Origin of the sequence: Enterococcus sp. DIV1726a, assembly GCF_051710985.1 — a bacterium.
Taxonomy (GTDB): domain Bacteria; phylum Bacillota; class Bacilli; order Lactobacillales; family Enterococcaceae; genus Enterococcus_B; species Enterococcus_B hirae.
Genome location: NZ_JBIOLS010000001.1, coordinates 2,123,716 through 2,137,658, shown reverse-complemented (window position 1 = coordinate 2,137,658; position 13,943 = coordinate 2,123,716). Strand labels below are relative to the sequence as shown.

Here is a 13,943-nt window from a genome sequence, read left to right as displayed (position 1 = left end):
AATGATAATATATGGACGTGAGGGGGAGATTTTTATGAGAAAAATCGATTTTGAAGAAGCAGTATCACGATTAGATTTTCAAGAGGCAATTGAAGTAATGCGTCAGTGTTTTAGCGATTATGGCGAAGGAAAAATTAGTCAAAATACACGTATGGTAGAGATTTTGCCAGATGGTAAAAACAAAAATGTTTTTGCGATGATGCCTGCTTATCTTGGTAAAGATCGTTATTTTGGTGCAAAAATCATTACTGCATTTCCTGATAATCATTTACAAGGACTATCTTCACATTTGGGGGAAATTCTATTATTTGATTCTAAAAACGGTGTACCTGTAGCGCTAATCAACGCGAATGCAGTCACTTGGATTCGTACCGCTGCAGTTTCCGCTTTAGCCACTGATATATTGGCGAAAAAAGAAGCGGCATCATTAGCTTTAATCGGGGCTGGACAACAAGCAAGCTCGCATTTGAATGCGATCTGTGCTGTACGTTCAATCAATAAAGTATCTGTCTATGACTTGAGTAAAGAAAGAAGTCAACAATTTATTGAGGAAATGCAAACAGCATACCCGGAAATTGAATTTTCAAGTGGAGAAACACTCGCAGAAACAGTGGAACAAGCTGAGATCATTTGTACGCTAACACCTAGTAAAGAGGCGTTTTTGAAAAAAGAATGGCTTACTCCTGGTACGCATATCAATGCTATTGGTACGTTTACACCAGATAAACGTGAAATCACTAGTGAGTTGATGAAAAGCAGTGCCATCTATGTCGATGATTATGAAGCTGCAATGAAAGAAAGTGGGGATCTACTGATTCCGATTGCTGAAGGAGAATTATCAGAATCAGCGATCTCAGGCTCGTTAAGTGAATTGGTTTCAGGAGAAAGATTATTAAAAGACCAACAAGAAACAATCACGATTTTTGATGCCGTTGGCTTAGCGATTGAAGATCTATGTTGTGCAGAATATATTTATCAAAAAGTTAAGGAGTCTGAATAAAATGAAGTTAAGTTATTATGTTGTTGATGCATTCACACAAGAAGTGTTTAAAGGAAATCCAGCAGCAGTCTACGTTTTAGAGAAGTGGTTACCAGAAACGGTGATGCAAAAAATTGCTATAGAGAATAACTTATCTGAAACAGCATTTACTGTCAAAAAGGAGGAACACTATGAGTTACGTTGGTTTACTCCGGATCGTGAAATCGACTTATGTGGACATGCTACTTTAGCAACAGCGTTTGTTTTGTTCAATTATTATGGGGTAGAGGAAGAAATAATCAAATTTACTAGTCAAAGTGGCGAACTTCTTGTGACAAAACAACAAGAAACTTACTATATGGATTTTCCAAGTATCATGCCTAAAAAAGTAGCAATTTTACCTGAATACGAAAAAGCGATCGGTGCAAAAATCAAAGCTGCTTATTTAGCGCGAGATTTATTTTTTGAACTGACAGATGAAGAAACCGTAAAACAGTTGCAACCAAACTTTTCAGCTATTAAAAATTTTGATTTGGGCGTTGGCGTGATCGTGACCGCACGTGGTCAGAAGGAAGATTTTGTTTCTCGTACATTTTTCCCGAAATTAACGATCAATGAAGATCCCGTTTGCGGTTCTGCTCATGCCAATCTTATTCCTTATTGGGCAAATAAATTAAGTAAGAAAAAAATGATTGCCCATCAGCTTTCACCAAGAGGTGGATACCTTGATTGTGAGTTACGAGGGGAGCGGATCATGATTGGTGGAGAAGCAGTGCTATTCGCTCAAGGAGAAGCTTATATTCCAGAAAAATAAGCATCGCAAATGAAGCAGGAGTTCCCTCTGACAATCTACACCTTTTTCTTCCAGGGCGTTTTCCAGAGGATAGAAGTAAGCCTGTTTTTAGAGATACTAGAAGAGGCTGAGGCAGGTTTTGGCTTAGTCTCTTCTTTTCAACCATAATATTGAAGCTTTCCTAGAAACTCTCTCTATTATTTTACTACTACTTTACTGCTAGAGTTCAAACAGATTATTTGCCTGTATCATTTTTGAGAGGTACGATAATAATGCAAACGCTATCATAAAATTCATGGTTCTTAATTCGAGAGAAAGAAGGCTTTATTATGGAAAAAGTTTATCAAGCTGGTACACATGAAGGGATGATTGATTTCATCAATATGGAAGATCTGGAATTAGCAGCTACTCAAGTAATCCCTAGTGGTGGATATGGCTATATCAGTAGTGGTGCAGGGGATTTGTTTACTTATCGAGAAAATCAAAAGGCCTTTAATCATCAACTGGTTATCCCTCATGTTTTGAAAGATGTGGAATTACCTGATACAACGACCTATTTTTCTGATGAAACATTAGCCGCACCAATCATTATGGCACCAGTAGCAGCGCATGGATTAGCCCATGAACAAGCTGAAAAAGCTTCGGCTAAAGGAGTATCAGAATTTGGAACGATCTATACAGCTAGTTCTTACGCTTCTTGTACCTTGGAAGAAATTAGAGCAGCTGGTGGTCCTGAAGCTCCTCAATGGTTTCAGTTTTATATGAGTAAGGACGATGGGATCAACTTGGATATCTTGGAAATGGCAAAAAGAAACAGAGCAAAGGCGGTTGTTTTAACAGCTGATGCAACAGTTGGCGGAAATCGTGAAACAGATCGGCGAAATGGTTTTACTTTTCCGTTGCCTATGCCAATCGTTCAAGCTTACCAATCGGGAGTCGGTCAAACGATGGATGCAGTCTATAAATCGTCTAAACAAAAATTAAGTCCAAAAGATATCGAATTTATTACGACCCATTCAGAGTTGCCAGTTTATGTCAAAGGGGTACAATCAGAAGATGATGTGTATCGTTCTCTTGATGCTGGTGCACAAGGGATTTGGGTCTCCAATCATGGTGGTAGACAGTTAGATGGTGGTCCAGCTTCTTTTGATTCATTACGCTATGTAGCTGAAGCTGTGGATAAACGTGTACCGATCGTATTTGATAGCGGTGTTAGACGAGGGCAACATGTCTTTAAAGCGATTGCTTCAGGAGCTGATTTAGTTGCCATTGGTAGACCAGCCATTTATGGACTTTCTTTAGGTGGAAGTACAGGAATCAAACAAGTATTTGATTTTTTCAAAACAGAACTTGAAATGGTCATGCAATTAGCTGGAACTCAAACTGTTGAAGACATCAAAAACGCAAAATTGAGAGAAAATCGTTTCATGTGTTAAGACAAAAAATCGGTTTATCAATAGGGATTAAGTAGCAAAATAGCTTGAACAGATAGTGACTTTGGATAGCATTTTTGAATGATCGTGCTTATTTTAGGAAAGAATATTTCAACAAGATATTAACCAGTTTTATAGCGATAATCAAACGGTAAGGCAAACTTATTTAGCCTTACCGTTTTTTTGTGAGCAGATTATTCCTCTAAAAATTTATCAAGTGATAAACTTGTATTATTGTTTGATAAACTTTTAAAGGAGGAGTTAGATGTTTTTAGCATTAAATGAAATCATACATTCAAAATTACGCTATGCGTTGGTTGCTGGGGTGATGTTTTTAATTGCATATTTGGTCTTTTTTTTAACCGGTTTAGCGTATGGACTGGCACAAGATAACCGAACGGCTGTCGATAAGTGGGAGGCAGACTATATTGTACTGTCAAAAGATGCCAATACGAACCTAGGGATGTCAATGATCACGAAAAAGACAGCGCAAGAAGTAAAAGGGGATAAGGTGGCTTACTTAGCACAAACACCAGGGGTCGTAACCAGTAAAGACAACGATGAGGCAGGAAAAATCAATGTGAGTTTTTTTGGTATTGATCCAGATCAATTTATCATGCCTAATATTGTTGAAGGTAAGGCCTTTGTTGGGAACGATGAAGCAGTGGGTGATATTAGCTTAAAAGAAGAGTATGGTCTAGGAATTGGCGATACAGTTAAACTTTCTGGTAGTGACAAAACCTTTCGATTAACTGGATTTACCGAAAATGCGAAGTTCAATGTATCGCCAGTTTTATATACAACACTTGATGCTTACCAAGAAATTCGTTTTGAAAAAACAGATACAAGTGAGAATGCTCGAATCAACGCGGTGGTTGTTAGAGGACAGATAGATGATTTACCAAATGATCTTGAAAAAATCAGCATTTCTAAATTTATCAATGAATTACCTGGCTATAGTGCGCAAGTACTCACTTTTGGTTTTATGATCGGCTTTTTGATCGTGATTGCAGCGATTGTAATCGGAATTTTCATTTATGTGTTGACCATGCAAAAAATCAATATTTTTGGTGTTTTGAAGGCGCAAGGAATGACAGGAGGGTTTATCGCTCGCTCAGTAGTGGCCCAAACTTTCTTACTCTCATTCTTTGGGATCGGTCTTGGTTTGTTGGGAACAGTGGGGACCTCGTTCCTTTTACCAGATACCGTACCTTTTCAAAGTAATTGGTTATTTTTCGGAGTTATCAGTGTTTTGATGTTAGTGGTCGCCATTTTAGGTGCGCTGTTTTCGGTACGAGCAATTGTAAAAATCGATCCGTTGAAGGCAATTGGTTAGGAGATGAAAAAAATGAAAGCAATCGAATTTAAAGATGTCGAAAAGAATTTCAAAGATGGTGATCAAATCGTCCACGCACTGAAAAAAACCAATGTTAGTGTAGATAAAGGCGAATTTGTTGCGATCATCGGTCCTTCTGGTTCAGGAAAAAGTACTTTCTTGACCATTGCAGGTGGCTTACAAACGCCTAGTAAAGGGTCTGTTTTGATTAATGGGCAAGAATTTAGTGCTCAACCTGAGAATCAGCGGGTAAAATTACGTTTTAAGGAAATCGGATTTATTTTACAAGCGTCTAATTTGGTTCCATTTTTATCGGTCAAAAAGCAATTGATATTAGTGGATAAAGTCAAACATGAGAATCGTCAGAAAGAAGCGAATGAACTATTTGAACAGTTAGGTGTTGCCGAATTGGTCAACAAATATCCAGAAGAATTATCAGGAGGAGAACGGCAAAGAGTCGCCATTGCTAGAGCGCTTTACAACGATCCGTCCATTATTTTAGCAGATGAACCAACAGCCAGTTTAGATTCAGAAAAAGCAAGAGAAGTCGTAGATATTTTAGCGAAAGAATCGAAAGAAAAAAATAAAGCCATCATTATGGTCACCCATGATACACGCCTGATTGACAAATGTGATAAAGTGTTTATGATGGAAGACGGTGTTTTTCAAGAAAAAACAGAATAAGCATAAAAAGAAGGTGTGTATGTGGTTCATCGCTATAACAAAGACACGCAAAAAAAGATTTTACATGAAGCCAATCATTTGTTTATGTCAAAAGGCTATCTCGGCACGTCTACTCGTGAAATTGCTAAGAACGCCGGGATTACCCAACCCAATCTTTATCATTACTTTAGTGACAAAGAAAAACTTTACCAGGCAGTTCTGGAACAACATTTGAAAACAGTAGGGGACGATTTGAGGAAGATCGCCGCAACGGGTGCCGATGATTTTCAACAAACGTTGACTAAGATGGCTGAATATCTTATCGAAACCCATCTCATTGATTTGTTTATGATGCTGCATGATTTGAAGCTCAATCTTTCAGCTGAAACAAGAAATCATTTGTTTTGTTTATGGAAAAAGAATTATCGGGAACCTTTTGAAAAGATTTTTGCCAATCATCAACAACTATTACGAAAAAACGTCACACAGGAACTGGCAGCGAAACATTTTTTCCTTTTGCTAGCCCCTTATATTACTGAATCTGGTCATTCAGAGGAACAGCCTTTTGATGTGGCGACTTTGATCGATCTATACTTAAATGGGGTTATTGTTTAGCTTGAGACGAATAACGGTTGTGTAAGCTCCGTTCGATTGGATGGATCTGATGCTTTGGAGACACTATTTGTCTCCAAAACATCAGATCCATTTCAAAGAACGAACACTTGCACACCGTTTTTTTGTGTTGATGTTGCCGATGGGATTCATTCGTTAGTTGAAGCGGCTTTTCTATTAGGGGATTTCAATAAATTTTTTTTTTTGAAAAAAAAGGAACGTTTCTCCCTATTTTCCACTTTATACTTAAGCTCAATGAATAAACGAGAAGGGAAAGAGAAATGAAAAGAACTTTGTTCTATTTAGATAGGGATAGTTATGTTTGCTATTTATTAGAGAAAATCAAAGAGATAGATGAAAAACGAAGTATCGAACACCATTTATTAGTGGAAGGGGCAAATCGAAAGTCTATAGATACAGTCAGTCAAATCAAGAAGATGGATTTCTTACCAATATTTAAGGATAAAACCCAGCAAGAGATAGTTAACGAAGCCACTCAATACTGTCAATCGCTGCTAAATGTTTTTAATAGTGCGATAGGAAAAAAAGCTATTACAAATTATCTTGTGTTACATGACCTGAGTCCAGAATTGACTAAAGAAATTGTTGAAGGACTAGTTTTTAAGGGAACTGTGAACAAACATGGATTTTTTAAAAAGATAGAAAAGAAAAAACAATTACATAAAAAGTTCAATGAAACATTGATCAAATATGGCACAAATGAAGGGATAAAAGCAATTGAAAATCAACTCATTTTAAATGAACTTCCTCGATCTGAATACAACAAAATAAGTGCAACAATTGGAGAATTTTTGTTTCCTACATGGAAGAATTCCGGATATTCTAAACAAATTACTTTGACAGCCAAAAGATGTAATGCTTTTTTAGAGGATTTCGGTGAGATAGAAGGATTATTAGCTGTTCAAAATTATTTATTGTTGCAAAATACATCAGCAGACAGAGCGAAGGATATACTTAATGAAGTTCAATTACCCAAGACAATCAATCAAAAAGAGTATAAAAATCTTCTCGTTACAACGCTCTATTATAATAATATGGGGGCAACAGAAGTAGAAAATCGGCTAGTTCTACAAGGAGTAGATCGTAAATTTTTCAATCGGATAGGAGAAATTTTAAACATCAATTTATTGCCTTCCTTGAAAGATGAACCTTTATCAAAGGAGGAGAAAATAACTAAAGCAGTCAAATATTGCCAAAGTTTTTTAAATTACTGGTATCCAAACAAAGTAAATGGAGTTAAATCAGTCAATAATTACCTTATGTTAGAAGATTTCCCTCCTGCAATCAATATCGAAGTCATAGAGCGAATAAAAGATTCTATGAATGATGAGGATCGAAAAAATTTCCATTTTTGTTTAACTAGATATATAAAATATAGCCAATTTGTTCGAGAATTAGGATCAGAAATGGGCAGAAAAAAATTCGAGAATTATTTTATTTTAACTTATCCTAGTTTACAACAGCTTCATCAAATGAATGAATACATCGATCAATCAATATTCCCAATGATAGATATGACTAAAAGAGGGGCAATTAGCACATTAGTTGATCGGTGCAATTCTTTTTTAGAAGACTTAGGGCCAAAAAAAGGCTTTGTAGCGATTCAAAAATACTTATTGTTACAAAATACAGCGCCCAAGTATGTTGATAAAATTTTTAGAGATCTAAGGTTTCCTAAAACTATCAATAAATTTTATTTACAGAAACAATTCGAGGAAGTGTACAAGTGCCAATCGATGTTGATAGGATCTGAGGGAACTGTTGGAAAGAAAAAATGTGAGGAATATCTTGTTTTACGAGGAATGAATCGAACGCAGATCGATCAATTGAGTAAGATACTAAATGTCACCTTGCTTCCTTCTTTGAAGATGAAGTCGTCTCAAAAACTCATTGACGAAGTAGTCCAACGTTGTGAACATTTTGAGCCATTGGCAACACGGAATTATCTCGTGCTTCAAGAGCTGCCTCCAGATGTTCTTGAGGAAATTTTTACAAAAATCCCTTCAAAAGTAAATGTTGTTCTTGATAATAGTTATTTGACTATCAAAGAAGAAGTAAGACTTGTTAAGGAGTGCCAAGCATCTTTTAATAAATTAGGGCTCATTGAGTGGAAAAAATCAAGTGAAAATGCCCTTGCCTTAAGGGGAGCGAATCAAGAATTAGTCACGTTGATCAATAACCATGTAAATGAAGAGTTATTCCCCAAAGCTGGACGTTTATCTGGACAGTTGAATCGTTGTCAATCTTTTTTAAAGGATTTAGGTAATGGAAAAGGAATGAAGGCTATTGTTCATTTTCTATTATTTACAGAGAGACCACTAAAGGAAACACTCCATGTGATTGATGCGTTTGATTTTCCTTTGCCCGTTTCTTCAGATGCATTAAAGGTGAGCATCATTGAGAAGTATTGTGATCATATCGTACAAAAAAAGGATGATTGGCTCTGGCAAAGGAAAGAAATAGAAAATACATTGATTTCCATAGGTGCAAGTAGAAGAATCAGTAATCGATTAAGTGATCGTTATGAGATTCCATTATTTCCACCGATTTTTGATGGTAAACTCTCAGCAGATGAGATCAACAAAGGGAAAAGGGACATAAGGAAACGTTGTGATGAGTTAATCAAAGAGAACCGATCCAAGGGGGGACATATACATGCGCTGGTCAATTACTTTTTCTTACAAAAAATGCCAGTCAAAATTGCAAAAGAAACCATCAAAAAGCTAAAGTTAGAGACCATTACTAAAGACGAGGTAAAAAGAGTCGTGTTAGCTAATTATTATACTTATCTTGGAGAAAAAAAACCACTAGCTGAACATTTAAAATCGGCTAAACGATACTTACGTACATTAAATTGTTTTAGAGAGCAGGAATCGCAGATTAAATATGATCGTCAATTTCGTTGAAAAAGTTTTCAGTTAAATGTTAATGATGAAACGAAAAGAATCAGGAAGATCCAACTCTAAGAGGATACATTCAAAAATGAACAAATCATACATAAAAAGATTCGCAGCATTTTGTCCAATTTATTTTGGTGGAATGCTTTTTTTGTTCTTTTATAAATATAAAAATAAAAAATAAAAGTTATTTTAAATAAAGCAGTAAAAAAAGATGGAAAAGAGATAAGAGAATAGGGATATTTATTAGTTATTTTAGATAACTATAAATATATAAATGTTAATATGCAATACAAAAATATCAAATCATTTGATGCTTTGATAAGATAATGTTAACCTTGTTTTGTAAGGGTTATCATTTTTTGTTTTTTAGGAGGTTGGTTTATTAAAAATAACTGATTTATTTTATGGATAATAAGTTTTATTAGGGGAGTTCGTATAGGAAAAGAGGGGAAGGGTTAAAAATGAAAAAGTTTAAAAAAATTAGTTTGGCAGCAATGTTATTTTCTTCTGTTATTTCTCTGACAACGCCATTATTCAGCCACAAAGAACATGTGCATGCTGAAGAAGCACAGGAAATTACAAAAAAAGCGTCTTATCGTAATGTGATGTATTATGGTGATTGGTCGATTTGGGGAGGAGAACAAGAATTTTATCCTAAAGATATTGCCGCAGACCAATTGACGCATTTAAATTATGCCTTTTTAGATTTTGATAGTAATGGTGAGTTGAAATTTACAGATAAAGAAGCCGCTGTAGGTGTACCAGCAGGTGAAGCAGAAGTCGGATGGGGAAATGCTGCTTCTGGTTTGTTGAATGCGCTTCAAAATTTGCGTGGACAAAATAAAAACTTAAAAATTGGCGTGTCATTAGGTGGTTGGTCAAAATCGGGTGATTTTTCTGAAGTTGCAGCTAGTCCTGCGAAACGAAAAAAATTAGTGGAAAACATTACTAAATTCTTAAAATATACCAACATGGATTTCGTTGATATTGATTGGGAATATCCAGCAGATGTTCGTGAGCCTGATCGTGTCGACAACAAAAATGATGAAGGAACACCTAACGCAAAACCAGAGGATAAAGAAAATTATATTTTACTATTAAAAGATATTCGAGCGGCGATCGATAAACAAGGAGTGGAATTAGGTAAGACTTATGAACTTTCTGTAGCATTACCTGCGTCCCAAGGAATGTTGGACAAGGGAATTGACATCAAACAACTATTTGAAGTAGTTGACTTTGCGAATATGATGACTTATGACATGAATGGTGCTTGGAGTGCAACAAGTGGTCATCATACTGCACTTTATGGTAATCCTAACGACCCGAACTATGCAAATGGGTTGTCCGTTGATCAGACCGTTCGCTTTTTGAAAGAACATGGGGCTCCTTCAGAAAAAATCGTTATCGGCGCAGCTTTCTATACTCGTGGGTGGAATGAAGTAGCTAAAGGGACAGACCCAAATACTCCTGGATTATTCCAACCTGCTGAAAAAAGCAATAAAGATGCAGACCAAACGCCGACATATGGTGCGGACAATGAACATTCTCTGGCACTTGGGGATGGTGGCCGAGCAGGTGGAGTTTGGTCCTACCGAAACATTGATGAATTAAAAACTAAAATCCCGACTCTAAAAGAATATTGGGATGATACAGCCAAAGCACCATTTTTATACAGCGAAGTTTCAAAAGAGTTCTTTACCTATGACAATGTAAAATCAATTAATTACAAAACGCAATATGTGAAAGAGCATGAATTAGGTGGTGTAATCTCTTGGATGCAATCGCAAGATAAGCCAACAACGAGTACGAAAAGAGATGAACTGACCAAAGCAATCAAAAATGGGTTGTTTGGTACAGAAAAACTTCCAGAGCATAAAATTGTATCAAGTGATCTAAATGTCGAGGTAGGGATTTCTACTTATTCTGAAAATAGTTCAAAAGGGTATGAATTAGTCATCAAAAATAAAGAAACGCTAAATGAAAATTCGGACGTTTTATCAGCTATTGAATCTTCTCACAAGACAATTAAATTACCACGATACACTTTAGCGTTGAATTCAAATGAGATTCTTAGTAGTGGTGATTACAAAGCAGGCGAGGTTTCAACCTCAAATGGAACGGTGACGATCGATTTGAGTGGGGTTTATGAAGGAAAAGAGCTTAAACCAGGGGAGATATATACGTTTAGATTAAAATCAAATGCAACTGATGTATCCGTTGATCACATTGCTTCTATAAATCTAGCACAAAGAATTACAAAAGCCGGTATAGATATCTCGCAACAAACGATTTATGGAGAGGATTCAACTAATCCAACACCAACGCCAACACCAGATCCAGAAGATAAAGAATCACCATCTATTCCGACTGATCTGACAGCTTCAAATGTAACAGAGACAAGCGTGACGTTGAACTGGACCGCTTCGACGGATAATAAAGGAGTAGCAGGTTATTATGTTTATCGTGACGGACAACAAGTTGGTCAAACAGCTACTACCAATTATATTGACAAAAATTTAATTGCTGGGTCAACGTACACTTATACTGTAAAAGCGTTTGATCATTCTGGTAATGTTTCAGAACACAGTCAACCTTTGAGTGTAACAACACTAGATAGCACATCTTCATCAAAATATGAAGCATGGAGTGCTACAAATATTTACAAAGCTGGTGATAAGGTGTCTCATAAAGGGCAAAACTATCAAGCGAAATGGTGGACAAGCGGGGAAGAACCAGGTACTGAACAATGGGGACCTTGGGAGTTGATTGATTAAATTGCTGGTTATTAATGGGTAAAACATACTAAGTTTTAACGTTTGGGACTATTGGCTCCCATCGCAGTGGAAAAAAGTTCTATTCTACTGTGATGGGAGTTTTTATGCTATCTAAAAGATCAGGCTATGCTCTTAAGGGTAAACGAGTGGTAACGCCTGTTTTAAGAGGGATTTTATTCACTGCTTCAACACTTCATTCCTATAGAATGACTTCTGAAACAACATTTATTATCTTTAGAATAAAGCGTTAAAGGGATATCATAAACTCATTTTTTTTGCTTTTTCAGTATTCGCAAAATGTAATTTTGCATAATTTGCTAACAAATCAACGCCACCTTGTTCAATGATTTTTGCAGCTATTCGATCCGACTTTGTTCCAGCGCCAGAAGGTAACTCTAGACCGATCTCTGCTGATTCTTTAGCTAATTCTTCTAGAAAACTTGCTCGGCTGATGATCGATGCCGCAGCTACCGCTAAGTGGTATTGTTCTCCTTTGGTCACAAAATAGAGTTTTTCTTGCACTTGATTTTTTTCCAAACGGACATACTTTTTATAATTGCTTTCTGGTGTAAACTGATCGATCAAGATTGCCTCTGGTTTGACAGGAGCAATTTTTTTCAGCAGTAAATGGATCGCTTGATTATGCAAAGCAACTTTCATACGCACAGCATTGTATTTCGGTTGGATCTCGTTATATTTTTTAGGATCGAGTACTAAAAGTTGATAAGGGATCGTCTTCTTCAAGATACTAGCCAATTGAATGATTTGAGGATCTTTTAATTCTTTTGAATCACGAACGCCTAGTTTTTTTAGTTGTGTTAGTTGCTCCTTGGCCACGTAAGCAGCACAAACTGTCAATGGACCGAAGTAACTCCCATTTCCCACTTCATCACTTCCTAATACAGATAAAGATTCGATGTTCTTAGGCAAAGATGCAGCTGTTTTTCCAGCTTTGGGTTTTGCTGAAGCTGCCTTTCCCCATTGACTTGCTTCTTTTTCGGCATTTGCACCTTGGAACATGACTTTTCCTGAGGTGTATGCAGTGATGGTCGTGCCATTTTTTTTAGCAGCAAATACGGTATAAGGAATTTTTTTAGGTAAAAGATAAGAAAGATAAGCTTGTTTCATTTTTTCCATTTGGGCAGTCGTTACTTTGATGATAATATTACTCATTATGTACCTCCATTTTAGTTAAATTAATAAATTTAGATGCTTGTTAGATGAAAGATCCCTCAATAGTTCCTTGTCGTTCAGTTGGGGACGAGACATAGCATTTTTTCAAAGTTTATCATATAATGATAAGGTAAATATAAGAAAATTTGTGTACAACTGTTAAATCATTAATTTCATGGTACACTAGATAATAATTTTATCAATAGGGGGAAATGATTCGGATGGCGCACGAAAAAACACGCTATAAAGCAGTGATTGCCGACCAAACTTACACGATTATTGGACGTGAAACAAAGCACCATATGGATATCGTGACAAATTTGATCAATGAACAACTAAAAGAATTGAAGGATTTGTCTCCGCAAATCGATAATGAACAAGCAGCGATCTTAATGGCTGTCAATGCGCTCTCGGATCAATTGAAGAAGCAAGAAAGAAATCTCGAACTTGAAAAAGAAGTAGCAGATTTAAAGAAAAAAATGATCAAATTTGTGGAAATGGAAAATCGAATCAAAAGAATTGAAGCGATTGAAAACGAAGCACGAGAAGTGTTGAAAGAAAACGGACAAGCAGATCGAGAAATCAAGAATCATGTGGAAGCCCAACAAATTTTAAATGAAAAAAGAAAAGGTCAAATCAAACAAAAATCTTCAAATTGATGAAAGAGAAAGGAACAAGACATGTTAAGTCTTTTGATTTTATTTATCTTGCTGCTTGCATTTTTTTCAGGTGCGCGACGAGGATTCTCTATGCAGGTCGTTTATACGATCGGTTATATCTTGTCTTTTATGGCAGCACAGCACTTTTATAAGGATCTAGCAAGTCGTCTGGAATTATATATTCCTTATCCTGCGGTAACATCTAATTCCCAAATGGTCTTTTTTGATCAGACATTTTCTTTCAGATTAGATGAAGCTTTTTATGCAGGAGTCGCCTTTTTGCTGATTTTATTTATCGGAGGATTGCTTACTCGTTTTATCGGGATTTTTGTTCATAGCTTGACCTATATTCCGATCCTAAAACAAGTCGATTGGCTTGCGGGAGGCATCTTATCTTTAATCGTTGCCTATGTCACGATATTTTTGCTCTTGAGTTTATTGACTTTTGTGCCAGTAGATATCGTTCAAAAACAATTTAGTGGAAATAGTCTTGCCCGCTTTATCGTAGAGCAGACACCATTTCTAACCAATAAAATCCATGATTTATGGATAACGAATGTGATAAACTAATCAAAAATTTTTTGTAAAAGTGTAACAGTA

Annotated in this window: 11 protein-coding genes; 10 read left to right on the top strand and 1 reads right to left on the bottom strand. The window is 36.2% G+C overall.

From position 1 onward, the window contains the following. The first annotated feature begins 34 nt into the window (after positions 1-34). The 8 genes from IGJ27_RS09680 (at position 35) to IGJ27_RS09645 (ending at position 11,511) form a co-directional block, all read left to right on the top strand. Positions 35-1,000 carry an ornithine cyclodeaminase family protein gene (locus IGJ27_RS09680; protein ID WP_178305768.1) on the top strand — a complete coding sequence of 322 codons (966 nt, stop codon included), beginning with the start codon at positions 35-37 and terminating at the stop codon, positions 998-1,000. A gap of 1 nt (position 1,001) precedes the next feature. Further along, on the top strand, positions 1,002-1,793 hold the full coding sequence (locus IGJ27_RS09675) for a PhzF family phenazine biosynthesis protein (protein WP_161651625.1): 792 nt from the start codon (positions 1,002-1,004) through the stop codon (positions 1,791-1,793). Between the two features lie 308 nt (positions 1,794-2,101). Further along, positions 2,102-3,208, top strand: a complete 1,107-nt coding sequence (locus tag IGJ27_RS09670) for an alpha-hydroxy-acid oxidizing protein (protein WP_178305769.1) — start codon at positions 2,102-2,104, stop codon at positions 3,206-3,208. A 262-nt stretch (positions 3,209-3,470) separates the two neighbouring features. Then, positions 3,471-4,541: an ABC transporter permease gene (locus IGJ27_RS09665; protein WP_010738026.1), complete on the top strand. Its 1,071-nt coding sequence runs from the start codon at positions 3,471-3,473 to the stop codon at positions 4,539-4,541. Between the two features lie 12 nt (positions 4,542-4,553). Continuing rightward, positions 4,554-5,225 (top strand): ABC transporter ATP-binding protein, encoded by a 672-nt coding sequence (locus tag IGJ27_RS09660; protein ID WP_010718656.1) that lies wholly within the window; start codon positions 4,554-4,556, stop codon positions 5,223-5,225. 21 nt (positions 5,226-5,246) lie between these two features. Continuing rightward, positions 5,247-5,819, top strand: coding sequence for a TetR/AcrR family transcriptional regulator (locus IGJ27_RS09655; RefSeq protein ID WP_010738025.1), 573 nt, complete (start codon positions 5,247-5,249; stop codon positions 5,817-5,819). Between the two features lie 278 nt (positions 5,820-6,097). Beyond that, positions 6,098-8,743 (top strand): hypothetical protein, encoded by a 2,646-nt coding sequence (locus IGJ27_RS09650; RefSeq protein WP_178305770.1) that lies wholly within the window; start codon positions 6,098-6,100, stop codon positions 8,741-8,743. Between the two features lie 455 nt (positions 8,744-9,198). After that, entirely contained in the window at positions 9,199-11,511 is a 2,313-nt protein-coding gene (locus IGJ27_RS09645; RefSeq protein ID WP_178305771.1) for a glycosyl hydrolase family 18 protein, read from the top strand. 258 nt (positions 11,512-11,769) lie between these two features. Here IGJ27_RS09645 and rnhC read toward each other — a convergent pair whose 3' ends face one another. After that, positions 11,770-12,684 carry a ribonuclease HIII gene (gene rnhC / locus IGJ27_RS09640; protein ID WP_178305772.1) on the bottom strand — a complete coding sequence of 305 codons (915 nt, stop codon included), beginning with the start codon at positions 12,682-12,684 and terminating at the stop codon, positions 11,770-11,772. A gap of 221 nt (positions 12,685-12,905) precedes the next feature. On the opposite strand from rnhC, the gene zapA reads away from it, so the two are divergent. Beyond that, entirely contained in the window at positions 12,906-13,343 is a 438-nt protein-coding gene (zapA, locus tag IGJ27_RS09635; RefSeq protein ID WP_010718651.1) for a cell division protein ZapA, read from the top strand. 21 nt (positions 13,344-13,364) lie between these two features. Then, positions 13,365-13,913, top strand: a complete 549-nt coding sequence (locus IGJ27_RS09630) for a CvpA family protein (RefSeq protein WP_010718650.1) — start codon at positions 13,365-13,367, stop codon at positions 13,911-13,913. Positions 13,914-13,943 lie beyond the last annotated feature (30 nt).